The 25,127-nt window shown below is 49.2% G+C and carries 23 protein-coding genes and 1 tRNA gene; 15 read left to right on the top strand and 9 right to left on the bottom strand.

Features of this window, described 5'->3' with window-relative positions:
* The first annotated feature begins 228 nt into the window (after positions 1 to 228).
* The 8 genes from O3681_RS04465 to O3681_RS04430 all read left to right on the top strand — a co-directional run bounded on the left by O3681_RS04465 (position 229) and on the right by O3681_RS04430 (position 10,977).
* Complete coding sequence (locus O3681_RS04465; protein ID WP_371459378.1) at positions 229 to 2,244, top strand: BCCT family transporter; 2,016 nt, start codon at positions 229 to 231, stop codon at positions 2,242 to 2,244.
* 199 nt (positions 2,245 to 2,443) lie between these two features.
* A complete protein-coding gene (gene recN, locus O3681_RS04460; protein WP_371459377.1) occupies positions 2,444 to 4,105 on the top strand; it encodes a DNA repair protein RecN in 1,662 nt (553 codons plus the stop codon).
* Between the two features lie 115 nt (positions 4,106 to 4,220).
* Positions 4,221 to 5,177, top strand: coding sequence for a glutathione synthase (gene gshB, locus O3681_RS04455; protein WP_107723527.1), 957 nt, complete (start codon positions 4,221 to 4,223; stop codon positions 5,175 to 5,177).
* Between the two features lie 68 nt (positions 5,178 to 5,245).
* Positions 5,246 to 5,629, top strand: coding sequence for a diacylglycerol kinase (locus O3681_RS04450; RefSeq protein WP_107723526.1), 384 nt, complete (start codon positions 5,246 to 5,248; stop codon positions 5,627 to 5,629).
* A gap of 131 nt (positions 5,630 to 5,760) precedes the next feature.
* Positions 5,761 to 6,243 carry a copper chaperone PCu(A)C gene (locus O3681_RS04445; protein ID WP_049348010.1) on the top strand — a complete coding sequence of 161 codons (483 nt, stop codon included), beginning with the start codon at positions 5,761 to 5,763 and terminating at the stop codon, positions 6,241 to 6,243.
* A gap of 126 nt (positions 6,244 to 6,369) precedes the next feature.
* On the top strand, positions 6,370 to 7,473 hold the full coding sequence (mnmA, locus tag O3681_RS04440) for a tRNA 2-thiouridine(34) synthase MnmA (protein ID WP_107723525.1): 1,104 nt from the start codon (positions 6,370 to 6,372) through the stop codon (positions 7,471 to 7,473).
* A 93-nt stretch (positions 7,474 to 7,566) separates the two neighbouring features.
* Positions 7,567 to 9,222, top strand: coding sequence for an AMP-binding protein (locus tag O3681_RS04435; RefSeq protein ID WP_107723524.1), 1,656 nt, complete (start codon positions 7,567 to 7,569; stop codon positions 9,220 to 9,222).
* Between the two features lie 120 nt (positions 9,223 to 9,342).
* The gene (locus tag O3681_RS04430) at positions 9,343 to 10,977 is read left to right on the top strand and encodes a CTP synthase (protein ID WP_107723523.1); all 1,635 of its coding nucleotides are present in this window, start codon (positions 9,343 to 9,345) and stop codon (positions 10,975 to 10,977) included.
* Between the two features lie 63 nt (positions 10,978 to 11,040).
* Here O3681_RS04430 and O3681_RS04425 read toward each other — a convergent pair whose 3' ends face one another.
* The gene (locus O3681_RS04425) at positions 11,041 to 11,787 is read right to left on the bottom strand and encodes a carbonic anhydrase (RefSeq protein ID WP_371459376.1); all 747 of its coding nucleotides are present in this window, start codon (positions 11,785 to 11,787) and stop codon (positions 11,041 to 11,043) included.
* A 388-nt stretch (positions 11,788 to 12,175) separates the two neighbouring features.
* On the opposite strand from O3681_RS04425, the gene O3681_RS04420 reads away from it, so the two are divergent.
* Complete coding sequence (locus O3681_RS04420; protein ID WP_371459375.1) at positions 12,176 to 13,291, top strand: porin; 1,116 nt, start codon at positions 12,176 to 12,178, stop codon at positions 13,289 to 13,291.
* Between the two features lie 62 nt (positions 13,292 to 13,353).
* On the opposite strand, the gene O3681_RS04415 is transcribed toward O3681_RS04420, so the two are convergent.
* On the bottom strand, positions 13,354 to 13,965 hold the full coding sequence (locus O3681_RS04415) for a CNP1-like family protein (protein ID WP_371459475.1): 612 nt from the start codon (positions 13,963 to 13,965) through the stop codon (positions 13,354 to 13,356).
* A 108-nt stretch (positions 13,966 to 14,073) separates the two neighbouring features.
* Between O3681_RS04415 and O3681_RS04410 the strand changes: the two genes are divergently transcribed.
* The 3 genes from O3681_RS04410 (at position 14,074) to pyrC (ending at position 16,036) form a co-directional block, all read left to right on the top strand.
* A complete protein-coding gene (locus O3681_RS04410; protein ID WP_371459374.1) occupies positions 14,074 to 14,298 on the top strand; it encodes a sulfurtransferase TusA family protein in 225 nt (74 codons plus the stop codon).
* A gap of 12 nt (positions 14,299 to 14,310) precedes the next feature.
* A complete protein-coding gene (locus tag O3681_RS04405) occupies positions 14,311 to 14,904 on the top strand; it encodes a hypothetical protein (RefSeq protein ID WP_371459373.1) in 594 nt (197 codons plus the stop codon).
* Positions 14,905 to 15,001: 97 nt separating this feature from the next.
* Positions 15,002 to 16,036, top strand: a complete 1,035-nt coding sequence (gene pyrC / locus O3681_RS04400; protein ID WP_371459372.1) for a dihydroorotase — start codon at positions 15,002 to 15,004, stop codon at positions 16,034 to 16,036.
* 131 nt (positions 16,037 to 16,167) lie between these two features.
* On the opposite strand, the gene O3681_RS04395 is transcribed toward pyrC, so the two are convergent.
* Together O3681_RS04395 and cysD are read right to left on the bottom strand one after the other, a co-directional pair.
* Positions 16,168 to 16,731: an RBBP9/YdeN family alpha/beta hydrolase gene (locus O3681_RS04395; protein ID WP_371459371.1), complete on the bottom strand. Its 564-nt coding sequence runs from the start codon at positions 16,729 to 16,731 to the stop codon at positions 16,168 to 16,170.
* Between the two features lie 232 nt (positions 16,732 to 16,963).
* Entirely contained in the window at positions 16,964 to 17,896 is a 933-nt protein-coding gene (gene cysD, locus O3681_RS04390) for a sulfate adenylyltransferase subunit CysD (RefSeq protein WP_107723672.1), read from the bottom strand.
* A 199-nt stretch (positions 17,897 to 18,095) separates the two neighbouring features.
* Here cysD and O3681_RS04385 point away from each other — a divergent pair, with 199 nt between their 5' ends.
* Positions 18,096 to 18,722, top strand: coding sequence for a hemolysin III family protein (locus O3681_RS04385; RefSeq protein WP_049350640.1), 627 nt, complete (start codon positions 18,096 to 18,098; stop codon positions 18,720 to 18,722).
* 58 nt (positions 18,723 to 18,780) lie between these two features.
* Here the strand turns inward: O3681_RS04385 and O3681_RS04380 are convergent, their stop codons facing one another.
* Positions 18,781 to 20,211, bottom strand: coding sequence for an alanine/glycine:cation symporter family protein (locus O3681_RS04380; RefSeq protein WP_371459370.1), 1,431 nt, complete (start codon positions 20,209 to 20,211; stop codon positions 18,781 to 18,783).
* Between the two features lie 364 nt (positions 20,212 to 20,575).
* Here O3681_RS04380 and O3681_RS04375 point away from each other — a divergent pair, with 364 nt between their 5' ends.
* Entirely contained in the window at positions 20,576 to 21,304 is a 729-nt protein-coding gene (locus tag O3681_RS04375) for a YebC/PmpR family DNA-binding transcriptional regulator (protein WP_003745951.1), read from the top strand.
* Between the two features lie 60 nt (positions 21,305 to 21,364).
* Here the strand turns inward: O3681_RS04375 and O3681_RS04370 are convergent, their stop codons facing one another.
* The 4 genes from O3681_RS04370 to tgt form a co-directional block, all read right to left on the bottom strand.
* Positions 21,365 to 21,856, bottom strand: a complete 492-nt coding sequence (locus O3681_RS04370; protein WP_039864291.1) for a disulfide bond formation protein B — start codon at positions 21,854 to 21,856, stop codon at positions 21,365 to 21,367.
* Positions 21,857 to 22,061: 205 nt separating this feature from the next.
* Complete coding sequence (locus O3681_RS04365) at positions 22,062 to 22,460, bottom strand: cytochrome c (RefSeq protein WP_371459369.1); 399 nt, start codon at positions 22,458 to 22,460, stop codon at positions 22,062 to 22,064.
* Between the two features lie 120 nt (positions 22,461 to 22,580).
* Positions 22,581 to 23,591 (bottom strand): ferrochelatase, encoded by a 1,011-nt coding sequence (gene hemH / locus O3681_RS04360; RefSeq protein ID WP_371459368.1) that lies wholly within the window; start codon positions 23,589 to 23,591, stop codon positions 22,581 to 22,583.
* Between the two features lie 85 nt (positions 23,592 to 23,676).
* On the bottom strand, positions 23,677 to 24,792 hold the full coding sequence (gene tgt / locus O3681_RS04355; protein ID WP_371459367.1) for a tRNA guanosine(34) transglycosylase Tgt: 1,116 nt from the start codon (positions 24,790 to 24,792) through the stop codon (positions 23,677 to 23,679).
* A 237-nt stretch (positions 24,793 to 25,029) separates the two neighbouring features.
* On the opposite strand from tgt, the gene O3681_RS04350 reads away from it, so the two are divergent.
* A tRNA-Val gene (locus O3681_RS04350) sits at positions 25,030 to 25,106 on the top strand.
* Positions 25,107 to 25,127 lie beyond the last annotated feature (21 nt).

Below are 25,127 nucleotides of genomic sequence, written 5' to 3'. Positions count from 1 at the left end.
AACAATCGTGTTTCAGATGGCCTTTATTGTTTTGTAACATTATGATTTTAAATAAAATTTTCGTTTAATTTTGTAACTTATTGATTTTGTGATATAATTTAAAAATTATTAGAATAAATATCTCTTATTCTGTAATAGTTTGAGAAGGCATACGGAAACGTTTCCCTCTTTATCAATCGGCAGCCCGTTTGTTCTTCAAATATGCGCTGTATCAACTACGGAACCGATATGAAATTCAAACAATTCATTCAAAACAAATCTTCTTTCAACCCAAGCGTGGTCAGTATTACGCTTTTCTTCGTCCTTTTGCTTTTGTCAGCTGCTTTGGTTTGGCCTCAAAATACTGAGGCTTTGTTAAATGCAATGAAGCAGTTTATCTTTCAAAATGTCAGCTGGTTTTACATTCTGACTTTCTCTGTATTCCTTATTTTCTTATTGGCGCTTCCCATCAGCAGCCTCGGCAGTATCAGGTTGGGTACAAACGAGGACGAACCTGAGTTTTCGTTTTTATCATGGTTGGCTATGCTGTTTGCAGCCGGCATGGGCGTGGGCTTGATGTTTTTCGGGGTGGCCGAGCCTTTATCGCATTTCTCTTCCCCGATTGCCAAAGGCAATGCGCAAGAGGCGATTCTGCATACGGTGTTCCACTGGGGGATTCATGCCTGGGCAATCTACGGAATCATTGCGCTTGCCTTGGCGTATTTCGGTTTCCGCTATAAATTGCCGCTGGCGTTGCGCTCCTGCTTTTATCCGATTTTAAAAGACAAAATCAACGGCAAAATGGGCGATGTCATCGATGTGATGGCTTTGATTGCGACTTTGTTCGGTATTATCACAACCTTGGGATTTGGCGCGGCACAAATGGGTTCCGGTTTGTTGAAGATGGGCTGGGTGCAGGACAACAGCTATGTCTTGCAGGTCGGCATTATCGTTATTGTGATGGCGATTGCCATATTTTCTGCAACTTCGGGCGTGGGTAAAGGCGTCAAAATTTTGAGTGAAACCAACTTGGTATTGGCACTGTCATTGCTGTTGTTTGTCTTGTTGAGTATGCCGACGACGTATTTGATTTTCGCATTCAGCGACAATTTGGGCACTTATTTGAGTAACTTCGTTTCGTTCAGCTTTAAGTCATATACCTATGAGCCTGAGCATACAAAATGGTTTACCGGCTGGACGGTGTTGTATTGGGCTTGGTGGTGTTCGTGGTCGCCTTTTGTCGGTTTGTTCATTGCCCGAATTTCACGAGGCAGAACCATCCGCGAATTTATTTTTGGCGTATTGGCAGTGCCTAGCCTGATGAGTATTTTGTGGTTTACTGTATTTGGCAATTCGGCCTTGTGGCTGGACACGCATGTGGCAAACGGCGCCTTGTCTGCCTTGACCAACGAGCCTGAAAAACTGTTGTTTGCCTTTTTGAATTATCTGCCGTGGCCGGTCGTCAGCAGCTTGGTGGCATTGCTGGTGATTGCGCTGTTTTTTATCACTTCTGCCGACTCGGGCATTTATGTGCTGAACAATATTGCTTCGCGCGATAAAGGGCTGGCTTCGCCTAAGTGGCAATCGGTTATGTGGGGCGTGTTGATTTCTGCTGTGGCCATTGTGTTGCTGGGTGCCGGCGGTTTGCCCATCTTGCAAACCATGACCCTGATTGCGTCTCTGCCGTTTGCGGTGTTGATGATTTTTATGATGGTTTCTTTGTGGAAAGCCCTGAACAACGATGCCAAATATTTTGCAACCGCCGTCAATCCGGGCAGTATTTTCTGGTCGGGCGATCATTGGAGGGAACGCCTTGGCCAAATGATGAATCAGACGCAGGAAGCCGATATCATCAAATTTATGAAAAATACGGCGCTTCCGGCAATGCAGGAATTGAAAAACGAATTGACCGAAAAATACAATATAGACGTAGAAATCCGTTGCCTGTTGCAGCAGGATGAGCCGTCGGTGGAGCTGGTGGTGCATAAAGGGACGGTAAGGGATTTTGTCTATGGGATTAAATCTGTAAAGCGGGAAATTACCGACCAGTTGATTCGCGAAGACAGCCTGCCTCATTTCAAATATGCGGCAACGTTCATACCATTGACGTATTTCTCGGATGGGCGCGATGGATACGATGTGCAATATATGACGCACAAAGAATTGATTGCCGATATGCTCAAGCAGTATGAGCGTTATCTGAACCTGCTTGCCGGAGTAGGGCAGGAATTGATGGGGCATGAACAAGTAGATCTGGCAGAGTAAAGTGAAGTTAGGCCGTCTGAACATGTAGCAATATTCAGACGGCCTTTTTATTGCCTGCTTAAAAAATAATTTGTTTAAAATAAATATTTTAGATAAATTATAAGAAAAATCTGATTTAAACTATAAAAAATCTTAGTTATAATCAGCTTATCTAAAGCTATTCCGCATAGGTGCGGGTGATTTACTAAGGAATACTGCAATGCTGTTGGCACTTTCTTTGCGTGATTTTGTCATTGTTGAAAACCTGAATCTTGATTTTCAAAACGGCTTTACCGTATTGACGGGCGAGACCGGCGCAGGCAAATCGATTACTCTGGATGCGATTGGCCTGTTGTTGGGCGATAAAGCCGATTACAGCCAAGTGCGCAGCGGCGCCAAGGAAGCGCAGTTGTCGGCTTTGTTCGACATCAGCGGTTTGCCTGAGCTGAAAGCGCAGCTGCAGGAGCAAGGCCTTTTGGAAGAAGATGCCGAAGAACTCAGCATCCGCCGTATTATCGATGCCAAGGGTAAAAGCCGCAGTTATATCAATAATCAGGCAGCAACATTGGCGCAGCTGAAAGCCATCGGCGAGCAGTTAATCGATATTCACGGACAAAATGCCCATCATTCGCTGAATCAAGAGTCTGCGCAACGCGAGTTGTTGGATGCGTTCGCCGGCAGCAAAGAGCAGGCAGACACAGTCAAGCAGCTTTATCAAAATTGGGTCAATGCAAAAAAGGCACTGCAAGAAGCGCAAGAGCAGGCAGAAACCATGGCCATCGAGCGCGAGCGTTTGGAATGGCAGTTTAATGAATTAAACCAATTGGAGCTCAAACCCAACGAATGGGAAACCTTAAGCCAAAGCCACGACAGTCTGGCACATTCAGCCGAGTTGCTGCAAACTGCCGAGCAGGTGGGCGACAGCATAGACGGAGACAACGGCATCCAACGTCAAATCTACCAATGCCAAAAACTGCTGGGCAATCTGCAAAACATTGAGCCGCGCTTTGCCGAGAGCCTGAATATGTTGGCAAGTATTGAAGCAGAATTGGGTGAAATCAGTGCTAATATGCGCGATGTGGCCGGTCGCAGCGATATCGATCCTAATGAATTGGCCGCACAAGAAAGTCGCATGGGCGAATTGATGAGCATGGCGCGCAAATACCGTATTGAGCCGGAAGAGTTGCCGCAAAAGTTGGCAGAAATCGATGAGCGCCTGCAAAACCTGCACGCGGCTGCCGATTTGGAAGCCTTGGAAAATACAGTCGCACGCAATCTTGCCGAATACCATGAGGCCGCGCATATTCTCTCTGCCATGCGTCATCAGGCAGCCGGTCGTTTGGGCGAAGAGACCACCGAGCATATGCAACATTTGGCCATGAAAGGTGCACGTTTTGACATCGTCTTGTTGCCGTCTTCGCCGACCGCACATGGTCTGGAACAGGTGCAATTCCAAGTGGCGGCGAATAAAGGTAATCCGTCCCGACCTTTGAATAAAGTGGCTTCCGGTGGCGAATTGGCGCGTATCAGCTTGGCTTTGCAAGTGGTTGCCAGCCAATACACGCAAGTGCCGACATTGATTTTTGATGAAGTGGATACCGGTATTGGTGGCGGTGTTGCTGAAATGGTCGGTAAAGCTTTGCGTGCCTTAGGTAAAAAACATCAAGTCTTGGCGGTAACCCATCTTCCTCAAGTCGCCTCTTGCGGTGAAAACCATTGGCAGGTGCGCAAGCATAGCGAAGGCGAACAAACTGTCAGCGAAATCAGCGTCTTGAACCATCATCAGCGCATTGAGGAAATCGCGCGTATGCTGGGTGGCGAAATCATTACCGATACCACACGCAGCCATGCCGCCGAACTCTTGCATTTAGCAGCTGCCTAAAAGCCTCAAGGCCGTCTGAAAATAGGATTCAGACGGCCTTTACTATATTTTGCCACCTTTTCAGGCAGGCAGAATACAAGGTATGATTATATCGTCTGTTTACAAGGAAATTTTGATGAAAGTCCTGTTTATCGCCGATCCGATGGCAAGTTTTAAAACCTATAAAGACACTACTTACGCCATGATGCGTGAAATGGCAAAGCGCGGTTGGCAGCTTTTTCATACCTTGAGTGGAGAATTGTCCGTCCGTGAAGGCTGGGTAGTGGCTCAGGCAGCGGCATTTGAGTTTGTCGGTGCGAAGAACGATGACGATCATGAATGGTTTAAAGCAGAGGTAAAAGTTCAGACGGCCTTGAAAGACTTCGATGCGGTCATTATGCGCACTGATCCGCCGTTTGATATGCAATATCTGTACGCGACCCAGTTTTTGACGTTGGCAGAGCAGCAGGGGGCAAAAGTATTTAACAGCGGGCAGGCAATGCGCGATTTCAATGAAAAATTGGCGATTTTGAACTTCAGCCAGTTTACCGCGCCGACTTTGGTTACCACACGTTCCGCCGATGTCCGTGCCTTTTTGAAAGAACACGGCGACATCATCATCAAACCGTTGGACGGCATGGGCGGTATGGGCATTTTCCGCCTAACCGAATCCGACCCCAATATCGGCAGTATTTTGGAAACCCTGATGCAGCTTGATTCACGCACCATCATGGCGCAACGTTATATTCCTGAAATCGTACATGGCGACAAGCGCATTCTGATTATCGGTGGGGAAGTTGTTCCGTATGCTTTGGCGCGTATTCCGCAAAACGGCGAAACGCGCGGCAACTTGGCTGCCGGCGGCCGCGGCGTGGCACAGGAATTGAGCGAGCGCGACCGTGAGATTGCAGAAACCCTTGCGCCTGAATTGAAGCGTCGCGGTATTTTGCTTGCCGGTTTGGATGTCATCGGCAGCAACCTGACCGAAGTCAATGTAACCAGCCCGACCGGCTTCCAAGAAATCATGAAGCAAAAAGATTTCGACGTTGCCGCCATGTTTGCAGATGCCGTAGCATCTTGGGCAAAACAATAAACCCAAAGGCCGTCTGAAAATTGACCCGACCGTTTCTTTTCAGACGGCCTTTTTATGTTGAGAATATGATGGAACCATCTTCCTACGCATCTGAAAAAAAAGGTAAAAACGGCATTAAGCGCATCATCAATGCGTTTGGTTATTCCAAAGACGGACTGGCTGCCGCGTATCGTTATGAAAGCGCATTTCGCCAAGTTTTTTGGCTGAACCTGATTTTAATTTTTTTGGCTTTGTTCCTTGGTTTCGGCCCGGTCACCAAAATGGTGCTTGTTGTCGCATCGTTTATTTCATTGATTACCGAATTGTTTAATACCGCCGTCGAAGCAGCCGTTGACCATACTTCTACTGAAAAACACGAGCTGGCCAAGCGTGCCAAAGATGCCGGCTCGGCCGCGCAATTGATGGCTTTGTTCATGTTATTTATTGTTTGGATTATTGCATTAACTGCTTAAAAATGTGGTAATATGGTAATTCGTTAGGATTAGATAGTATTAATTAATCTATATCAAAGTTTTCAGACGGCCTTTGGTTGTAAGATGAAGACTGTATATCCCAGCCATTTGGCAAACACAAGGAGCAAAACATGAAAAAATTAATGGCAACCCTGATTCTGGCAGGCTTGGCAACTTCCGTATCTGCAGCCGGTATCCATATTGAAGACGGTTGGGCCCGTGCTACTGTCGAAGGTATGAAAATGGGTGGCGCATTCATGAAAATCCAAAACGATGAAGCCAAACAAGACTTCTTGGTAGGCGGCAGCAGCCCTGTTGCAGAACGCGTTGAAGTACACACCCATATTAACGACAACGGTGTTATGCGTATGCGCGAAGTTAAAGGCGGCGTGCCTTTGGCTGCAAAAGGCGTAACCGAGCTGAAACCAGGCAGCTACCACGTTATGTTCATGGGTCTGAAAAAACAATTGAAAGAAGGCGAAAAAGTGCCTGTAACCCTGAAATTCAAAAACGCCAAACCTCAAACTGTCGAGCTGGAAGTAAAAACCGCACCACAATCCGGTATGGATCACGGTCACGACCACGGTGCTCACGGTGGCGCGCATCAGCACTAATTGCTTGAATTTGCATATAAAGGCCGTCTGAAAGTCATTGGGCTTTCAGACGGCCTTTTCTGTCGTCAAATCAAAATGTGCTAAAATCACGCTTTAAAAAATGCATTTGAAACCCACATTCCGCTCATGAATACTACCAACACACCAGCAAACATCATCGTCGGCCTTTCCGGCGGCGTCGATTCATCCGTTACCGCGGCCCTGCTCAAACAGCAAGGCCATCAAATCAGCGGCGTGTTCATGCAGAACTGGGAAGATGACGACAACGACGAATATTGCAGCATCAAACAAGATTCCTTTGATGCCATTGCCGTTGCCGATATCATCGGCATCGACATCGACATCGTCAATTTTGCCGCGCAATATAAAGACAACGTATTTGCCTATTTTCTCAAAGAATACAGCGCAGGCCGCACGCCAAACCCGGATGTCTTGTGCAATGCCGAAATTAAATTCAAATGCTTTTTGGACTATGCCATAGAGCAGGGCGCCGATACCATTGCCACCGGACACTATGCCCGAAAAGAAGTTCGCAACGGCGTGCATTACCTGCTCAAAGGCTTGGATCAAAACAAAGACCAAAGCTATTTCCTATACCGCCTCAAGCCTTTCCAACTCGAGCGCGCGATTTTTCCATTAGGCGAGTTGGAGAAGCCTGAAGTCCGCCGTCTTGCCGAAGAATTCAAATTACCGACCGCAACCAAAAAAGACAGTACCGGCATTTGCTTTATCGGCGAACGCCCGTTCCGCGAATTTCTGCAAAAATACCTGCCGACCAATAATGGCAAAATGGTTACCCCTGAAGGCAAAGTAGTCGGCGAACACGTCGGCTTGATGTTTTACACGTTGGGCCAACGCAAAGGCTTGGGTATCGGCGGCGCAGGCGAACCATGGTTTGTTGCGGCCAAGGATTTGACCAAAAACGAACTGATTGTCGTCCAAGGCCATGACCATCCTTTGCTTTATACGCAAAGCCTGATTATGAACGATTTGAGTTTCACATTGCCCGAACGCCCGAAAGAAGGCCGCTATACCTGCAAAACGCGCTACCGTATGGCTGACGCGCCTTGTACGTTGCGTTATTTAGATGATGAAACCATCGAGCTTGTCTTTGACGAGCCGCAGTGGGCAGTAACCCCAGGCCAATCTGCGGTACTGTACGACGGCGATGTGTGCTTGGGCGGCGGTATCATCATGTCCACCGACAAGCCTGTCATTATTACTGCTTAATAAAAGGGCCGTCTGAAAACGAAGCGGCAGATTGAATAAAGCCTTTCAGACGGCCTTGATTTCAAAAAACGACTAAAACAAAGACTGATCAATATGGAAAAACTCTGGCTCAAAAGCTACGAACAAGGCGTAAACCCTGAAATCGATATTTCTCAATACAGCTCCATCAGCGACGTATTCCGTCAAAGTGTTGAGAAATTCTCGGATAAACCTGCTTTTCAAAACATGGGCAAAACGCTGACTTATGCCGAAGTGGGCAAGTTGGCGACTGATTTTGCGTCTTACCTGCAAAACGTATTGAAACTGCCGCGCGGTGAGCGTGTGGCAATTATGATGCCGAACGTTTTGCAATATCCGATTGCACTTTTCGGTATTTTGCAGGCAGGTTTGGTGGCAGTGAATACGAATCCGCTTTATACGCCGCGCGAGTTGGAGCATCAGTTGAAAGACAGCGGCGCGACAACGATTGTCGTGTTGGAGAACTTTGCCAATACGCTGGAGCTGGTGTTGCCGCGTACGCAAATCAAACATGTGATTGTCGCGTCGGTCGGCGAGATGTTCGGCATGATTAAAGGCGCGTTGATGAACTTTGTCATCCGCAAAGTAAAAAAAATGGTGCCGGAATACCGCATTCCCAATACCGTGACTTTTCAGACGGCCTTGAAGCAAGGTGCGGCAAATGCGTTCAAACCAGTCGAGTTGACGCGCGACGATACTGCCTTGCTGCAATATACAGGCGGTACAACCGGTTTGGCGAAAGGCGCCGTCCTCAGTCACGGCAATATCTGCGCCAATATGTTGCAGGCAAAAGAATGGATTAAAAACAGCCTGCACGAAGGCAAAGAAACGGTTATTGCCGCGTTGCCGCTTTATCATATCTTTGCCTTGACGGTAAACCTGATGATCTTTGCGAATACCGGTTCTAAAATCATCCTGATTACCAATCCGCGCGATATGAAGGGGTTTATCGGTGAATTGAAAAAAGAACCGATTAGCGTGTTCATCGGTGTGAATACCCTGTTTAATGCGATGGTTAACCGTCCGGATTTCGCCGAAGTCGATTTTTCCCGTTTGAAGCTGACTTTGGGCGGCGGTATGGCAACGCAAAAAGCCGTAGCGGAAAAATGGAAAAAAATCACCGGTACGCCGATTGTGGAAGCTTACGGTTTGACCGAAGCCAGCCCAGGCGTATGTTGCAATCCTTTGAATATCGAGGCTTACAGCGGCGGTATCGGTTTGCCGGTTCCTTCGACTGAAGTCGAATTACGTGATGCGGACGGCAAAGAAGTGCCTATCGGACAGCCGGGCGAATTGTGGGTACGCGGTCCGCAAGTGATGAAAGGCTATTGGAACCGTCCTGAAGAAACCGCCAAAGCAATCGATGCACGCGGCTTTTTAGAGACCGGTGACATTGCCGTGATGGATGAAAAAGGCTGGCTGAAGCTGGTGGACCGCAAAAAAGATTTGATTGTGGTATCCGGTTTCAATGTATATCCGAACGAAATCGAAGAAGTGGTGGCCAGCAACGACAAAGTCTTGGAAGTTGCCTGTATCGGCGTGGCAAGCGAGAAAACCGGCGAAGCGATTAAGGTCTTCGTCGTACGCAAAGATCCGTCTTTGACCAAGGAAGAACTGATCGATTTCTGCCGTAAAGAGCTGACTGCTTATAAAGTGCCGAAAGACATCGAATTCCGCGACGAGTTGCCAAAATCCAACGTTGGCAAAATCCTGCGCCGCGAGTTGCGCTGATATATAGAATATGATAAGGCCGTCTGAAAACGCTGTTTTCAGACGGCCTGAAGCTTTTGCCGTTTGCCAGAATATGCTGCTTCAAGTTAAAATCACACATTCCAACATGGGTATCACATCATGACTAAATTCATTTTCGTAACCGGCGGCGTTGTATCTTCTTTGGGTAAAGGTATCGCCGCCGCTTCTATTGCTACTATTCTCGAGTCGCGTGGCTTGAACGTGACCATGCTTAAGCTTGACCCGTATATCAACGTTGACCCGGGTACCATGAGCCCGTTTCAACACGGCGAAGTATTCGTAACCGATGACGGCGCGGAAACCGACCTCGACCTCGGTCACTATGAGCGTTTCATCAACGCCACCATGACCCGCCGCAACAGCTTCAGTACCGGCCAAGTCTATGAAAACGTGATTGCCAAAGAGCGTCGCGGCGACTATTTGGGCGGTACTGTACAAGTGATTCCGCACATTACCGATGAAATCAAACGCCGTATCCATGAAGGCGCGGCCGGTTATGATGTGGCGATTGTCGAAATCGGCGGTACAGTCGGCGATATCGAATCTTTGCCTTTCTTGGAAGCTATCCGCCAAATGCGCAGCCAGCTCGGCCGCAACAATACATTGTTTGCCCACCTGAGCTATGTGCCTTACATCGCCGCTGCCGGCGAAATCAAAACCAAACCGACCCAGCATACCGTTAAAGAAATGTTGAGCATCGGTTTGCAACCGGATATCCTGATCTGCCGTATGGACAGAGAAATGCCTGCGGACGAGCGCCGTAAGATTGCTTTGTTCTGTAACGTTGAAGAACGTGCCATCGTGGGCAGCTACGATGTGGACAGCATTTACGAATGCCCAGAAATGCTGCACAACCAAGGCATCGACAGCATCATTACCGAGCAGCTCCAACTGAATGTCAAACAAGCCGATTTGACCGAATGGAAGAAAATCGTTCACGCGATTCAAAATCCGAAACATACCGTCAAAATTGCGATGGTCGGTAAATACGTTGATTTGACCGAGTCCTACAAATCATTGATCGAAGCCCTGAAACACGCTGGTATTCACACTGAAACCGACGTACAAATTACCTTTGTCGACAGCGAAAGCATCGAGAAGGGCAATGGCGACGTTTCCATGCTCAAAGACATGGACGCGATTTTGGTGCCGGGTGGCTTCGGTTCACGCGGCGTAGAAGGCAAAATTGCCGCCGTACGCTATGCGCGTGAAAACAACGTACCATACTTGGGCATCTGCTTGGGCATGCAAATTGCCCTGATCGAATACGCCCGCGATGTTGCAGGCTTGAAAGGTGCGAACTCTACCGAGTTTGACTTGAAATGCGCCGCGCCTGTCGTTGCCCTGATTGACGAATGGCAAACTGCCGATGGCAGCGTAGAAACCCGTGACGAATCTGCCGATTTGGGCGGCACCATGCGTCTGGGTGCACAAGAAGTTGACCTCAAACCGGGCAGCCTTGCCGCAAAAATCTACGGCAGCGAACATATCCGCGAACGCCATCGCCACCGCTACGAAGTTAACAACAACTATGTTCCTCAGTTGGAAAAAGCCGGTTTGGTCATCGGCGGCGTATCCTCAGGCCGCGAGCGTTTGGTTGAAACCATCGAATTGCCAAATCATCCTTGGTTCTTCGCGTGTCAGTTCCATCCGGAATTTACTTCCAATCCGCGCAAAGGCCATCCTTTGTTCAGTGCGTTTGTGAAAGCCGCGTTGGGTAACAAAAAAGCCTGATTGATGTGATTGAAAAAGCACCCGTTATCCGGGTGCTTTTTTGTTTTCAGACGGCCTTAGAAGTTATTTGTCTTCATTGACTTCGCGGTCGTTCAAAGGTTGTACGGGACGGTTGTTTTCGCCGCCGATAATGTCGCGCATGGCTTTAAACTGCGCCGCATCTGCCTGAACCGGAGTTTTTAAGACAACCCAAGTCACGTTTTCGCTGCAAGGCGGCGTTGTCAGGGAGCCTTTCAGTTGGAAGGACTTGCTATCTTTAGGCAGCAGGGCTTGGATATTCAAGTTTTTCAACGTTACGGATTCGCCTGCTTTCAGTTTTTTAGCAGTGAGTGCAGACAAGGCAGGGTTGTTTTTGCCCGGTTTAAATACAGAGCCGATGACCGCCAAAGTACCGTCTTCGGCTTGATGGACGAAATGCGCTTCCATCGGGAAATGTTTGCCTTTGAAAGTATGTTCGCTCGGCGTATGGAAGTGGAATTGTTTGAAGGTATAGGTTTTACCGTTAATCACGATGGTTTGGGCCTTGCCTTGCGGCGTGGCTTGAAGGGTATGGCCGTTATTTTCTACTTTGTAATCGGCGACGTTGTAACGGTATGCCAGTTGTTTGCCTTTTACTGCTTTTGTTGCGGAGAAGTCCACTGGGGATTGCTGTTTGCCTGTTTTGCAAACAGCAAAGTCTTCACTCAAATCACCCCAGTGTGCAGCATCGTTTTCACCTGTGTAAGACCAATGTGCATGATGGGTTTCGGCGGATACCGTTGCAGTAGAGACAGCCATTAGCAAAGATAAAAAGAGATGTTTGTTCAACATAAAGGCTCCTATTTATTTACATTAGGTAAAAGGAAAAATTTATACCAAGTAAATTATTGATATAAAAAAACTTCTTCATAAGAAGAAAGTTAATGATAGTGGCAATTTGGGAATGTTGGGTTGATATATGGCAAACATTTATCAAGCAATCATTTTTGATTAAATAATTTCAATAGGAGGGTTGGTTGTCCTTGTCGTGACTTTGAATGGGAGAGGCCATCTGAAATTTCTTTCAGACGGCCTGTTTTATTTAAAAATGTTGTAAAAAGTCTAAACTCTAATGAATAAAAGTGTCTATCAAGATGAAAATAGTTGTTTGTAACGTTGGAAAACATTAATATTGCTAAACGTGTTTTCACGAGATTTTAACTTTGTTTTGGAGAGAATAATGAAAAAATCGATTATCGCTTTGGTTATTGCCGGTTTGCCGCTGGCTGCATCTGCAGAAGTGATTCTGTATGGTCAAATCAAAAGCAGCGTGACCGTCGGTCAGGTCAAAATCAAAGGTGACGCAGGTTCTGAAACCAGCTCTACCGCAACCAGCATCAATGACAATACCTCCCGTATCGGTTTCAAAGGCAGCGAGAACTTGGGCGGCGATTTGAAAGCCATCTGGCAAGTTGAACAAAAAACGGCCATTACCGGCGGTTCCCAAGGTTTTGCCACTCGTGATTCCTTCATCGGCCTGCAAGGTAACTTCGGTAAGATTCGCGCCGGTAAACTCAGCAATATGCTGAACGAAATGGACACCATCGATCCATGGATGTACAAAACCAATGCCGCAGGCTTGGGCATCTTTACCCGTACCGGCAACCGTAACGCCGCTGTACGCTACGACAGCCCGGATTTCGGTGGATTCAAATTCAACGTGTCTTACGCACCGCGCGATAACCGCAATCCTTCAGACAAATACACGCACACCAAACCGGCTAAAGACCAATACACCGGCGGAGTGAGCTTCTCTAAAAACGGCTTTACCGCCAATGCGGCTTACGGCCACTACAACGGCGCGTACACCGACAAATCAGGCAAAGTCAAAGCGGCGCAAATCGCCAAAGTCGAAACTTATTACGATAAAGACAATCTCTTTGTCGGCGGCGGCGTACACTATGCCAAAGGCCATGAGACAGGCAACGAATATTTAGGCTATTTCACCGATGGTTTTAATGAGTACAAGGGTAGTGACATTACTGTCGATTCAGGCAAATCTGAAGCCGTGAAAGTAGTTGATGCAGCGGTAACTGTCGGCTACAAATTCGGCAACGTGACCCCACGCATTACTTACGCACATGGCTGGCCTGCCAAGGGCGTGAACAGCGGCGAGAAATTGGTGGATAAATTCGACCAAGTCGTTGTCGGCGGCCAATACACCTTCAGCAAACGCACCGGCATCAATGCCCAACTGGCGTATCTGAAAGTCGGCAACAAAACCCGTCTAACTGCAGCCAACAAAGGCGGCATTGAACAAAAAGCCGCTTCTGTGGGCCTGTATCACAAATTCTAAGCCGTCTTGAAAGACAAGGCCGTCTGAAAATTTCAGACGGCCTTTTTGTTGATTAAAGTGGTTTATTTGTCGTGGTTGGTCAGCGTTGTACCGTGACGGCCGCCGCGTTCTTTCAAACGTTGTACCAAGCCTTCGACCGTTGTCGGCATACCGTCGATACAGAATGCCTGATACAGGGCAGTGTGCAGGGCATCGTTGCGGCTGAACGCATTGCCGATCAGCTTCCAATCGCCTTTGCGCGGCTCGATCCAGCGGTGGTTTACTGTGTCGCCGTAAGCGAATACTTTGTAAGACGAACGCTTGTCGTTGCTGTAAGTAAAGGACGTTCGGGCGCAATAGAGGCCTTCGACGGAGAGGTTGTCGTAGCCTTTGTCGGAGCGCACGTTCAAGACGTAGCGGATGCTGTTGTCAGGCGCAGGCATGATTTGCAGGCTGCTGAGCAGGATTTGGGGCTGCTTGCCGTAGGTTTCGTTGACATAGAGGTCGAACCAATCGCCCGATTGGGTATCGGGCAGGGACGGCAACTCGGCTTTGTGTTCTTTAAACTCGCGTGCGGCAACTTCTTCAGGGCTTTCCTGATAACGCGTGTTGGTCAGCGTATCCTTTTGGCTGAAACCCAAAGCAAATGCTTGAGTCGCGGCAAGGCTGAGAGCGAGAAGGGCAAAACGGCGCATAGACAGCTCCAAAGTGAAAAACGGCTTTATTTTATGGGCTTGCAGGGTGGGGTGCAAGTAAGTGCGGTATAATTGACGTTAATTCTGATTAATATGACGAGTTTCATCATGAATACACAAACTCTGGATGTCATCGGTTTGAAATGCCCGCTGCCGATTTTGCGTGCCAAAAAAGCTTTGGCGCAAATGCAGGAGGGCGAAATGCTGACCGTATTGGCCACCGATGGCGGCGCGCCCGGCGATTTTGAAGCGTTTTGCCGTCAGACCGGACATGTTTTGTTGGAATCGAGCGAGGCCGACGGCGTGTTCAAGCTGGTGTTGAAACACAAATAAAGGCCGTCTGAAATGTCTAAAGCCGTCGCGTTGTCTGCCGCTGTATTGGCCGTCTGCCTCAGTGCATGCGGCAATGAAGGCGTTTCGCCGCAGAACGCTGCCGATTATGCCCAAAATGTAACCGACTTGTTCCGCCAAAGCTGCGTGGCCGCAGACGGCGATACCGCCCTTGTCGGCGAGTTTGCCAATGCCAACAAACTGGTTTTATTGTCGAAAAAAGATATTGCCGATTTGCCTGCCGGAATGATGGATTTGGAGGCATTAAGCATTTGGAAGAAAACGGAAAACGGAGCAGATTATTATTTGAGCCTGACTGAAGACAGTTGTAGCGTGCGTACGGCTAAAGCTGACGACCATCTGATTTTCAAACAATTTTTGGCTTTGGCAGAAAATCCGCCGCAAGGTTTGAACGCTGAGTTGCGTGCCGATAATTTGGCAGAAACCCCGTTGCCTATGCGTCAGATTTCCTACGCATGGCGCGCGTCCGGCAGTCCGAAAGAAACCTTGCTGACCGTCAAAACAACGTCGTCCGAGCATTTTCCGGTACAGGCTGTTTTTTATTTGACCCATCATTCTTACGACAATAAGGCCGCTGTTTTACCTTAGACCGGCTGACGATTGAAACATCAAATTAATAGAAACTGTTACCGCCGAATAAAGGCCGTCTGAAACATTATCAAACCAAACCACTCGAAAGTAAGCTATGCAAACCTTGACCATCATCCGCCCCGACGATATGCACTTACACCTGCGCGACGGTGACGCGCTCAAAGCCGTTGCCCCGTACACCGCCCGACAAATGGGCCGTGCGGTTATCATGCCCAACCTGAAGCCGCCCGTTGTCAGCGTTGCCGATGCTCAAGCATATAAAGAGCGCATTATGGCCGCCCTGCCTGAAGGCAGCGCCTTCCAGCCGTTGATGACGCTTTATTTGACCGACAACGCCACTCCCGAACTCGTGCGCGAAGCCAAGGCTGCCGGTATCGTGGCTTTCAAACTCTATCCAGCAGGCGCGACCACCAATTCCGATTCCGGCGTGACCGACTTGTTTAAGCTGATTCCCGTGTTGGAAGAAATGGCGAAACAGGGTATTTTGTTCTTGGTTCACGGCGAAGTGACCGATGCTGAAATTGATATTTTCGACCGCGAGGCCGCCTTTATCGAGCGTGTGATGAAGCCGGTTTTGGCGCAAGTGCCGAATCTTAAAGTCGTGTTTGAACACATCACTACTGCCGAAGCAGCCCGACTGGTATTGGAAGCCGGCGATAATGTGGCTGCGTCCGTGACGCCGCAACACTTGCTGCTCAACCGCAATGACCTTTTGGTCGGCGGCGTGCGTCCTCATCATTTCTGCCTGCCTGTACTCAAACGTGAAACCCACCGTCAGGCTTTGGTTGCCGCCGTTACCGGCGATAAGGCGCACAAATTCTTTCTCGGCACGGACTCTGCGCCACATGCCAAAACTGCCAAAGAAAATGCTTGCGGTTGCGCCGGTATGTTCAGCGCGATGACCGCCATCGAGCTTTATGCCGAAGTGTTTGAGAAAGCTGGCGCGTTGGACAAACTGGAAGCCTTTGCTTCTAAAAACGGCCCGCGTTTCTACGGTCTGCCTGAAAATTCCGATACCATCACATTGCTCAAACAAACGCAAACCGTACCTGCCAGCGTACCTTACGGCGATGGCGAGCTTGTACCGATGAGGGCCGGCGGCGAGATCGAATGGACGGTGCAATATTAAATTTGCCGTCAAGGAGACAATAAAAAACAACCTGCTTGAAAGGACAGGTTGTTTTTTATTGTCGTTCAGACGGCCTGTTATGGGGAAGGGAGGCTCACTAGGCCGTCTGAAAATCGGATTATATTGTGTGTTTATTCGGTCAACATGGGTTTCAACGCTTCCCAAGCCTGCGGCAGTTGGGTAAAGCCGTCCGAAGCCATCAAATGGCCGCCTTCGGGAATATGGGTAACAGGGCTTTTGAGTTTGGCCGCCATGTCCAAAGTCAGTTCGGGCGGAACATGGGTGTCGTTGTCGGAAACCAGACAGTGTTTGGGCATGTCGATTTTGCGCAGGATGTCGAAATCGGGGGACGCTGCTTTAATGTAGGCATCGAGTGCGGGCAGGGGAGACAACGTATCGGCAAAACCTGCGGCAAGCAGCAGACCGCCGATTTTTTGCGGCTGTTGGCGGCTGAGGAAGTGAAGGAGGGTAATGCAACCGAGGCTGTGGCCGACTAGGAAGGTATGGGCATCGGGCTTGCCGATGTGCTGGTCAAGGGTAAACTGCCACGCGGTCGTGCTTGGTTTGTCGGGATTGGGCATGGCGAGGGAGATTGCTTGTGCGCCGGTGCTTTTGACTTGGGCGCAAAGCCAGTCAAACCAGTTGCCGTGCGGATTGCCTTCAAAGCCATGTACGATATAAACGCGTCGATTCATGTTTTTCCTCCTTCAGACGGCCTGAGACTTTTGTCTAAATCTCTGCCTGTAAGCGTTCATTATACCATGTTTGTTTATGTTTTATTGTTTGTCGCTTGGTAAGGATTTTTAATTAAGCTTTTGTTGTTAAATGATATTTGCAAGAATAATAAAGCAAACAACACGGCAGGGGCGGATGGCTTTGCCGTGTTGTTCGGGTTTGAAATATATATGGGCCGTCTGGAAAACCGGTTTAGAAATAGCCTTGTTTTTTGCGCTCTTCCATTGCCGCTTCCGATACGCGGTCGTCCATGCGTGTGGCACTTCGTTCGGAAATGGTCGCGGCGGCGGTTTCGGCAATGATGTCTTCGGGCGTGGCGGCGGTGCTGGCGACCGGGCAGGTGCAGGAAATATCGCCGACGGTACGGAAGCGGACATCGCGGATTTGGGCAACTTCGCCTTCGCGTTTGGGGGTTAACGGGGTAACGGGAACGAGCAGGCCGTTGCGTTCGACAACTTCGCGCTTATGGGTGTAATAAATCGGCGGCAGGGCGAGTTTTTCGCGTGCGATGTATTGCCAGATGTCCAATTCCGTCCAGTTGGAAATCGGGAAAACGCGCATGTTTTCGCCTTGGAACAGGCGCGTATTGTAGAGCGACCATAATTCAGGACGCTGGTTTTTAGGATCCCATTGGCCGAACTCGTCGCGGAAAGAGAAGATGCGTTCTTTGGCACGCGCTTTTTCTTCATCGCGGCGCGCGCCGCCCATCAGCGCATCAAAGCCTTGTTCTTCGATGGTTTCAACCAGTGTAACGGCTTGGGCGGCGTTGCGCGAATCGGTTTCGCGGCGCAAGACGACGCTACCTTTGCGGATGGACTCTTCTACGCTACCGACCACAAGTTGTACGCCGGTGCGTGCGACCGTGTCGTCGCGGAACCGGATGACTTCGGGATAGTTGTGGCCGGTATCGACGTGCAGAAGTTTGAACGGCAGTTTCAGCGGGCGGCCTTCGATTTGGAAGGCTTTGACGGCAAGCGCCAGCAATACGACGGAGTCTTTACCGCCGGAAAACAGCAGGGCCGGGTTTTGGGCGTTGGCAATCACTTCGCGGATGATATAGATAGACTCGGCTTCGAGCCAGTCGAGGTGGTGGTTTTGGATGGACATTTTTTCTCTCTTTGCAATCTTGGCGATAGTCGATACTTTAGTGAGGCCGTCTGAAAAAGGGAAAGAATGGTTTGTTTGTTGCAAAGATGTTTTTGTTATATTGCAAGGCCGTGTTTTTCAGACGGCCTCTACGCTTTAACTTATTTTTAACCTGATTTCTCTGACGAAGCGCCTGTCTTCGCGTACACTTTGGTCATTTCATAAATGAGAATGGTTTATGTATCACGGCGAGAGATTTAATGCGTACAGCCATTTGGCCGGTTTCTTATTGGCAGTGGCGGCCTTGGTGCTGATGCTGGTGAAAGCGGTGGAATCGGCGGACGGCTATCGGATTGCCGGTGCACTGACTTACGGAGTCTGCCTGCTGCTTCTGTATTTGGGCTCAACCTTATACCACAGCATTCCGCAGCCGAAAGCCAAGGCGATTTTGCAAAAAGTCGATCATTGCATGATTTATCTTTTGATTGCAGGCAGCTATACGCCGTTTACGCTGATTACCCTTCAGGGCGGCTGGGGCTGGTCACTTTTCGGCGTGTCTTGGGGATTGGCTTTGCTGGGCATTGTTCAGGAGCTGACGATTGGGCGCAAAAGCGAGAAGCGGCTGCTGTCGATGGTGATTTATGTGTTGATGGGCTGGCTGATTGTGGTGGCGGTGTGGCCGCTGATACAGTCGCTTTCGGCCGGCGGGTTGTTTTGGCTGGTGTTGGGCGGCGTATTGTATAGCGTGGGGATTTATTGGTTTATCAACGATACGAAAATCCGCCACGGCCACGGTATCTGGCACTTGTTTGTCTTGGCAGGCAGTTTGACGCAATTTATCAGCATTTATTTTTATGTGTTGTAGTTTCAGACGGCCTGAAATAAAAAACCTCTCAGTTTGACTGAGAGGTTTTTGTTTGTCGTTAACCTGGGTTTTTGTCGTGGAATTCGTGGAATTCATAGTTGTAGGTCAGCTCTTTGCCGGCTTTGGTTTGCGCCAGATAATCGTCGTAAACCGCACGGATTTCCTTACGCAGCAGGAAGAGGGCGATTAAGTTCGGCAAGACCATAAAGCCGTTGAACATATCGGACATACTCCAAACCAAATCCACTTTGCCCAATGTACCCAATACGATGGCCACCAAAACCAGTGCGCGGTAGATGCCCAAGTGTTTGCCGCGGAACAGGAAGCGGATATTGGATTCACCGAAGTAGTACCAGCCGATGATGGTGGTAAAGGCGAAGAAGGTCAGACAGACGGCGAGCAGTTGCGAACCGAAACCCGGGAAGGCTTTGTTAAAAGCCAGTTGGGTAACTGCCGCGCCGGTTTCGCCGGACAAGTTGGCGTCGGTCAGCAGGATAATCAACGCGGTTGCCGTGCAGACCATCAGCGTATCGATAAAGATACCGATAAACGCGGCCATACCTTGTTGCACAGGGTGTTTGACGTTGGCGGTCGCATGAGCGTGCGGGGTCGAACCCATACCGGCTTCATTGGAAAACAGGCCGCGTGCCACGCCGAAGCGGACTGCCTCGCGCATACCGATACCGGCCGCACCACCCAATACCGCTTCAGGATTGAAGGCGGCGACAAAGATACTGTGGAACATCGGGATGATGTGGTCGGAGAATTTGAACAAGATAATCACGGCACACAAGATGTAAATTACCGCCATAAACGGCACGACAAATTGCGCGATACCGGCAATGCGGTTGATGCCGCCGATGATGATCAGGCCGGCGAATACCGCCAAAGCAATGCCGACTGCCATCGGCGGAATATTGAAAGCCAAATTCATGGCCGAAGCGATGGAGTTGGATTGGGTCGCGTTACCGATGAAGCCCAGCGCGATAATCAAGGCGATGGAGAAAAAGCCGGACAGGAAACGCGCCGCACCACGGCCGATTTTTGGGGTCAGGCCGTGCGTAATGTAAAACGCAGGGCCGCCGATGTATTTGCCGTGGCTGACCACGCGGTATTTTTGCGCCAAAACGGCTTCTGCAAAAATGGTAGACATGCCCAAAATGGCAGACAACCACATCCAAAAAATGGCACCCGGGCCACCGGCGGTAATTGCAGTGGCTACACCGGCAACGTTACCGGTACCGATTTGCGCGGAAATCGCTACGGCAAGCGCTTGAAATTGAGACAGGGATTTGCCTTCGTGGTCTTTGTCTTTTTTACTGAACAAGCCGCCGAAAACGGATTTGAAACCCGTCCCTAATTTGGTAATTTGCGGTGCGCCCAAGTACAGGGTAAAAAACAGGCCGATGCCGATTAAGGCATAAATCAGCAGGTAGTCCCAAAGAACCAGATTGACTGCACCCACCAGAGCAGACAATATTTCTTCCATAATAAAACCTTTAATAAAAACAATAAAAATAAAATGATACGGGTAACTACTCCCACTCATTTTTCGCGTTTGGCAACATCGGCGAGCAGGCCGTTTTGCCATTCGATACTGGTTAAGTTGTTAACAATTTTGACCGGTTTTGTCATCATACCGTAAACCTTCGTGAATTAAAACGAAAAACTGACAAAGGGTTGCTGCAAATGTGCTTCTTTATTTAAAAAAGGTTTTTTTGTTTTAGACGGCCTGTTTTTGCAAATGTTTGGGCCGTCTGAATATTTTGGGTAAAGGCAACTTATGATAAAATGCACGCCTTACAAATGAAGCAAATTCCGCCTCAACGCGTGAAAAAACGAAAGGAATCAATATGGCAGGCCATAGTAAGTGGGCAAATATCCAACACAAAAAAGCCCGACAAGATGCCAAACGCGGCAAAATCTTTACCCGTCTGATTAAAGAAATTACCGTTGCTGCCCGCATGGGCGGCGGCGACCCCGGCGCAAACCCGCGCCTGCGCCTGGCTTTGGAAAAAGCTGCTGAAAACAATATGCCTAAAGACAACGTGCAACGTGCCATCGATAAAGGTACGGGCAATCTGGAAGGCGTGGAATACATCGAGTTGCGTTACGAAGGCTACGGTATTGGCGGCGCAGCTTTGATGGTGGACTGTCTGACCGACAACAAAACCCGTACCGTTGCCGATGTGCGCCATGCGTTCACTAAAAACGGCGGTAACTTGGGTACCGACGGCTGCGTAGCGTTCAACTTCGTTCATCAAGGCTATTTGGTGTTTGAACCAGGTGTTGACGAAGATGCGCTGATGGAAGCGGCTTTGGAAGCCGGTGCGGAAGACGTCATCACCAACGACGACGGTTCCATCGAAGTGATTACCGCGCCGAACGACTGGGCAGGCGTGAAAGCGGCATTGGAAGCCGCAGGCTACAAATCTGTTGACGGTGACGTTACCATGCGCGCCCAAAACGAAACCGAGCTGAGCGGCGAAGATGCGGTTAAGATGCAAAAACTGATTGACGCATTGGAAGATTTGGACGACGTACAAGACGTTTACACTTCTGCCGTGTTGAATCTGGACTAAACAGTTTAAAGAACAAAAGGCCGTCTGAAATTTCAGACGGCCTTTTTATATCGAAACCAATCAGATTTTTCTGGTTTTCAACCAAGCCCAAAGTAGCAGCAATACCACGAAGCTGAAATACAAAATACTCCAAACCGGCAGGGCGACGCCGAATAGATAGTCCGGCTCGGCGCAGTTGCCAAAGCCGCGGACGATGGGTTCAAACCAATCGAACAAAGGCCAGTCGCGCAGGCGGAAAGTCCAAGGTGCGCCACAAGAAGGGGCGGTGCCGGGCGGCAGGCTTTGCAGCCAAATTTGATAGGCGGCGACACCTGCGCCGTAAACGGCCGGAGCGGCAATCAACAATGCCGAGAGCGAGCGGGCAAATTTGGAAGATTGAGAACTGAATGCTGTAACAATGGCCAACAGCCCGACAGCCAATACGCACAAGCGTTGCAGGATGCACAATACGCACGGGTTCATGCCCAAAACGTATTGGGAAATAAAGGAGCCGCAGGCGGCAAATATGGAGAGGACGACTAGAAATAAAACAGTCTTGCGGAAAAAGTTCATAACATAAAACCTTTCAGACGGCCTGGACGCAAAACAGCCGCTAAATAATGTTTACTTTAACACAAAACGCATATGCTTTTTTTGATTTGACGGTTTTTTGCGTATGTTTGTTGATATTGCGTAACTATAAATGTAGAAACAAAAATGTGTTCCATATCGAAAAGGCCGTCTGAAATATTCAGACGGCCCTTAGGGGAGAGACGTTTTATTTTTTCCCGTGAGATTTTTTGACATCTGCTTCAGTAATCGTACCGCCGCCATTATTGAAGGCGTTCATGATGTAAGTGGCAACGGCGGCGACATCGGCATCGTTGATGGCGGTAGAAGGCATGAAGCCGTTGTAGGATTTGCCGTTCACTTTAATTGGGCCGTTGATGCCTTTGGTCATACTTTGCAACAGCACTTGCGGTTTTTTATTGATATAGTTGGACTGGAATAAAGGCGGGAACATGGCACCCCGGCCTTCACCTTTTTTGCCGTGGCAGGCGGCGCAGTTGGTTTCGTAAATCTTTTGTCCTTTGCTCATCAGCGTGGCATCGGTGGCAAAAGCGGTTGGGATGCTGAGTGCGGTCAGAAGGAGCAGGATAGGGCGGAGTGCAGTCATGATGTGTTCCTTTTTGAGTAGTATTTTTGATGGCTACACGCTTGGTTTGCGTTTGAATAACTTGATGATAACGCTAAAGGCCGTCTGAAAGTGGATTTTTCAGACGGCCTTTGGTTTAGGTCAAATCCAGCCTTGCAGATTGGCCCGACTTAATTGTGCAAGTGCGGCAATCCAGTCGGCGGAATCGTTGAGGCAGGGGATGTAACGGTATTCTTTGCCGCCTGCGGCGTGGAATTGTTCGCGTCCCATAATGGCGATTTCTTCCATGGTTTCAAGGCAATCGGCCAGGAAGCCGGGGCAGAATACGTCGAGTTTGGTTGTGCCTTGTTTCGGCAGCTGATCAAACAGGGCTTGCGTGCTGGGCTTGATCCATTGGGATTTGCCAAACTGGCTTTGGAAAGAAACGATGTATTCTTGTTCGGACAAGCCCAATGCCTGCGCCAACAGTTTGGCGGTGTGGTGGCACTCGTCAGGATAAGGGTCGCCGTCGTCGTGATGCTTTTGCGGAATGCCGTGGAAGCTCAACATTAGTTTTTCGCCGCGTCCGTTTTGGGCCCAATAGGCTTCAATATGCTGCTTCATGGCTTGAATATAGGCGGCATCGTCGTAATAACGGGAGACGGTGCGGACGCTCATTTGGTTGCGTTGCAGCAATAACTCTTGAAATACTTTATCCAAAGCCGCGCCGGTAGAAGAACCGGCATATTGCGGATAGAGCGGAATGACCAGCAATTTGCCCACGCCTTGGGCTTTGAGTTCCGCCAAAACATCGGCAACGCTTGGGTTGCCGTAAGTCATGGCATGACGGACGATGACATCGGGCAAATGTTTGGCCAGGGCTTCTGCTTGGCGGCGTGTGTAAACCTCAAGCGGTGAACCTTCTTTAAACCAAACTTTTTCATAGGCATGCGCGCTTTTTTTTGGGCGAAAAGTCAATACCAAGCCGCGCAATATCGGTTGCCATAAGAGCTTGGGCAGTTCGACAACACGTTGATCGGACAGGAATTCTTTCAAGTAAGGCTTGACTGCGGCAGCAGTGGGCGCGTCAGGCGTGCCGAGGTTGAGCAGTAGGACGGCGGTACGGTTTTGTGCGGTGTAGGCTAAGGGAGGTTCGGTATGGAAACGGGACATGATTGTGCTTTATTAATGAAGAATATTGAGGCCGTCTGAAAAGCAGTTTGAATTAAAACCTGATTTCAGACGGCCTTTAAAAGGATTAATCCACACCACGGGCGCGGTTTTCATGGAATTGCGCCTGCCAATCGGCAAATTTGCCTTGTTCGATGGCTTCGCGCATTTCGGCCATGATGACTTGGTAGAAGTGCAGATTGTGTATGGTGTTGAGTTGTGCGCCCAAGATTTCGCCGACACGGTGCAGATGGTGCAGGTAGGAGCGGCTGAAATTCTGACAGGCGTAGCAGGTGCAGCTTTCGTCAATCGGACGCTTGTCGAGTTTGTGTTTGGCGTTTTTGATTTTCAAATCGCCAAAACGGGTAAACAGCCAGCCGTTACGCGCATTGCGGGTAGGCATGACGCAGTCGAACATATCCACGCCGTGTGCCACGCCGTACACTAAGTCTTCAGGCGTACCGACGCCCATTAAATAATGAGGTTTGTGTTCCGGCAGGATAGGGCCGACGGCGCGCAACATACGGTACATTTCGGGCTTAGGTTCGCCAACAGACAAGCCGCCGATGGCCAAGCCGGGGAAATCGAGCTCTTCCAAGCCTTTCAGCGACTCTTCGCGCAAATCTTCATGCATCGCGCCTTGTACAATGCCAAACAGCGCATTCGGGTTTTTCAGGTCTTCAAAAGCCTTTTTGCTTCGTTCCGCCCAGCGCAGGCTCATTTGCAGCGATTTTTGCGCTTGGCTGTGCGTTGCTTCTCCAGGGGTGCATTCGTCCAACTGCATCACGATGTCGGAATTCAACACGGTTTGGATTTTCATCGACACTTCGGGTGAGAGGAACAGTTTGTCGCCGTTGATCGGGCTTTGGAATGTGCAGCCTTCTTCGGTCAGCTTGCGCATGTCGGACAACGAGAATACTTGGAAACCGCCCGAGTCGGTCAAAATCGGCTTATCCCAGCCGATAAATTCGTGCAGGCCGCCGAATTGTTCGATGACTTCCAAACCGGGGCGTAGCCACAGATGGTAAGTGTTGCCTAAAATGATTTGTGCTTTGATGTCATGCAGGTTTTGCGGGTTCATTGCTTTGACCGAACCGTAAGTGCCGACAGGCATAAATACCGGCGTTTCGATTTTGCCGTGGTTCAGTTCCAAAGTGCCGCGTCGGGCATGACCGTCTTTCTTGTGTAAGGTAAATTTAAGCATAGTAATAATAGATTGGACGTTCGCGTGTGTGCGAAATGAAAGGGCAGATTATAAAGGATTTTTCGTTGGTTGACGGCTGGATTTTATCTTTGTCAAAGCAATGCTTCAGACGGCCTGAATAATGGAGGAAATAAAAAATGAGGTATAAATCAAACAAAAATATTCAGGCCGTCTGAAAAGTATTTACAGATGCTTGCAAAAGGGAACACGCTTCGTTACAATAAGCGACTTAGATGAAGGCACATAGCTCAGTTGGTTAGAGCACCACCTTGACATGGTGGGGGTCGTTGGTTCGAGTCCAATTGTGCCTACCAAATTTCCATAACGGCTTTATG

Source organism: Neisseria sp. 27098_8_158, from assembly GCF_041433145.1.
GTDB lineage: Bacteria > Pseudomonadota > Gammaproteobacteria > Burkholderiales > Neisseriaceae > Neisseria > Neisseria subflava_E.
The sequence above is the reverse complement of the archived record's forward strand: the minus strand, read 5'-3'. Positions and strand labels throughout refer to the sequence as shown.

What these genes read in the sequence shown, in the direction of transcription:
- O3681_RS04380 (WP_371459370.1), bottom strand. Translation starts at nt 20,211, where the DNA reads ATGGAAGAAATATTGTCTGCTCTGGTGGGTGCAGTCAATCTGGTTCTT.
- O3681_RS04365 (WP_371459369.1), bottom strand. Translation starts at nt 22,460, where the DNA reads ATGACTGCACTCCGCCCTATCCTGCTCCTTCTGACCGCACTCAGCATC.
- O3681_RS04435 (WP_107723524.1), top strand. Translation starts at nt 7,567, where the DNA reads ATGGAAAAACTCTGGCTCAAAAGCTACGAACAAGGCGTAAACCCTGAA.
- O3681_RS04425 (WP_371459376.1), bottom strand. Translation starts at nt 11,787, where the DNA reads ATGTTGAACAAACATCTCTTTTTATCTTTGCTAATGGCTGTCTCTACT.
- gshB (WP_107723527.1), top strand. Translation starts at nt 4,221, where the DNA reads ATGAAAGTCCTGTTTATCGCCGATCCGATGGCAAGTTTTAAAACCTAT.
- recN (WP_371459377.1), top strand. Translation starts at nt 2,444, where the DNA reads ATGCTGTTGGCACTTTCTTTGCGTGATTTTGTCATTGTTGAAAACCTG.
- O3681_RS04385 (WP_049350640.1), top strand. Translation starts at nt 18,096, where the DNA reads ATGTATCACGGCGAGAGATTTAATGCGTACAGCCATTTGGCCGGTTTC.
- hemH (WP_371459368.1), bottom strand. Translation starts at nt 23,591, where the DNA reads ATGTCCCGTTTCCATACCGAACCTCCCTTAGCCTACACCGCACAAAAC.
- O3681_RS04415 (WP_371459475.1), bottom strand. Translation starts at nt 13,965, where the DNA reads ATGCGCCGTTTTGCCCTTCTCGCTCTCAGCCTTGCCGCGACTCAAGCA.
- O3681_RS04405 (WP_371459373.1), top strand. Translation starts at nt 14,311, where the DNA reads ATGTCTAAAGCCGTCGCGTTGTCTGCCGCTGTATTGGCCGTCTGCCTC.
- O3681_RS04445 (WP_049348010.1), top strand. Translation starts at nt 5,761, where the DNA reads ATGAAAAAATTAATGGCAACCCTGATTCTGGCAGGCTTGGCAACTTCC.
- O3681_RS04370 (WP_039864291.1), bottom strand. Translation starts at nt 21,856, where the DNA reads ATGAACTTTTTCCGCAAGACTGTTTTATTTCTAGTCGTCCTCTCCATA.
- mnmA (WP_107723525.1), top strand. Translation starts at nt 6,370, where the DNA reads ATGAATACTACCAACACACCAGCAAACATCATCGTCGGCCTTTCCGGC.
- O3681_RS04465 (WP_371459378.1), top strand. Translation starts at nt 229, where the DNA reads ATGAAATTCAAACAATTCATTCAAAACAAATCTTCTTTCAACCCAAGC.
- O3681_RS04410 (WP_371459374.1), top strand. Translation starts at nt 14,074, where the DNA reads ATGAATACACAAACTCTGGATGTCATCGGTTTGAAATGCCCGCTGCCG.
- tgt (WP_371459367.1), bottom strand. Translation starts at nt 24,792, where the DNA reads ATGCTTAAATTTACCTTACACAAGAAAGACGGTCATGCCCGACGCGGC.
- O3681_RS04430 (WP_107723523.1), top strand. Translation starts at nt 9,343, where the DNA reads ATGACTAAATTCATTTTCGTAACCGGCGGCGTTGTATCTTCTTTGGGT.
- pyrC (WP_371459372.1), top strand. Translation starts at nt 15,002, where the DNA reads ATGCAAACCTTGACCATCATCCGCCCCGACGATATGCACTTACACCTG.
- O3681_RS04395 (WP_371459371.1), bottom strand. Translation starts at nt 16,731, where the DNA reads ATGAATCGACGCGTTTATATCGTACATGGCTTTGAAGGCAATCCGCAC.
- O3681_RS04420 (WP_371459375.1), top strand. Translation starts at nt 12,176, where the DNA reads ATGAAAAAATCGATTATCGCTTTGGTTATTGCCGGTTTGCCGCTGGCT.
- O3681_RS04375 (WP_003745951.1), top strand. Translation starts at nt 20,576, where the DNA reads ATGGCAGGCCATAGTAAGTGGGCAAATATCCAACACAAAAAAGCCCGA.
- O3681_RS04450 (WP_107723526.1), top strand. Translation starts at nt 5,246, where the DNA reads ATGGAACCATCTTCCTACGCATCTGAAAAAAAAGGTAAAAACGGCATT.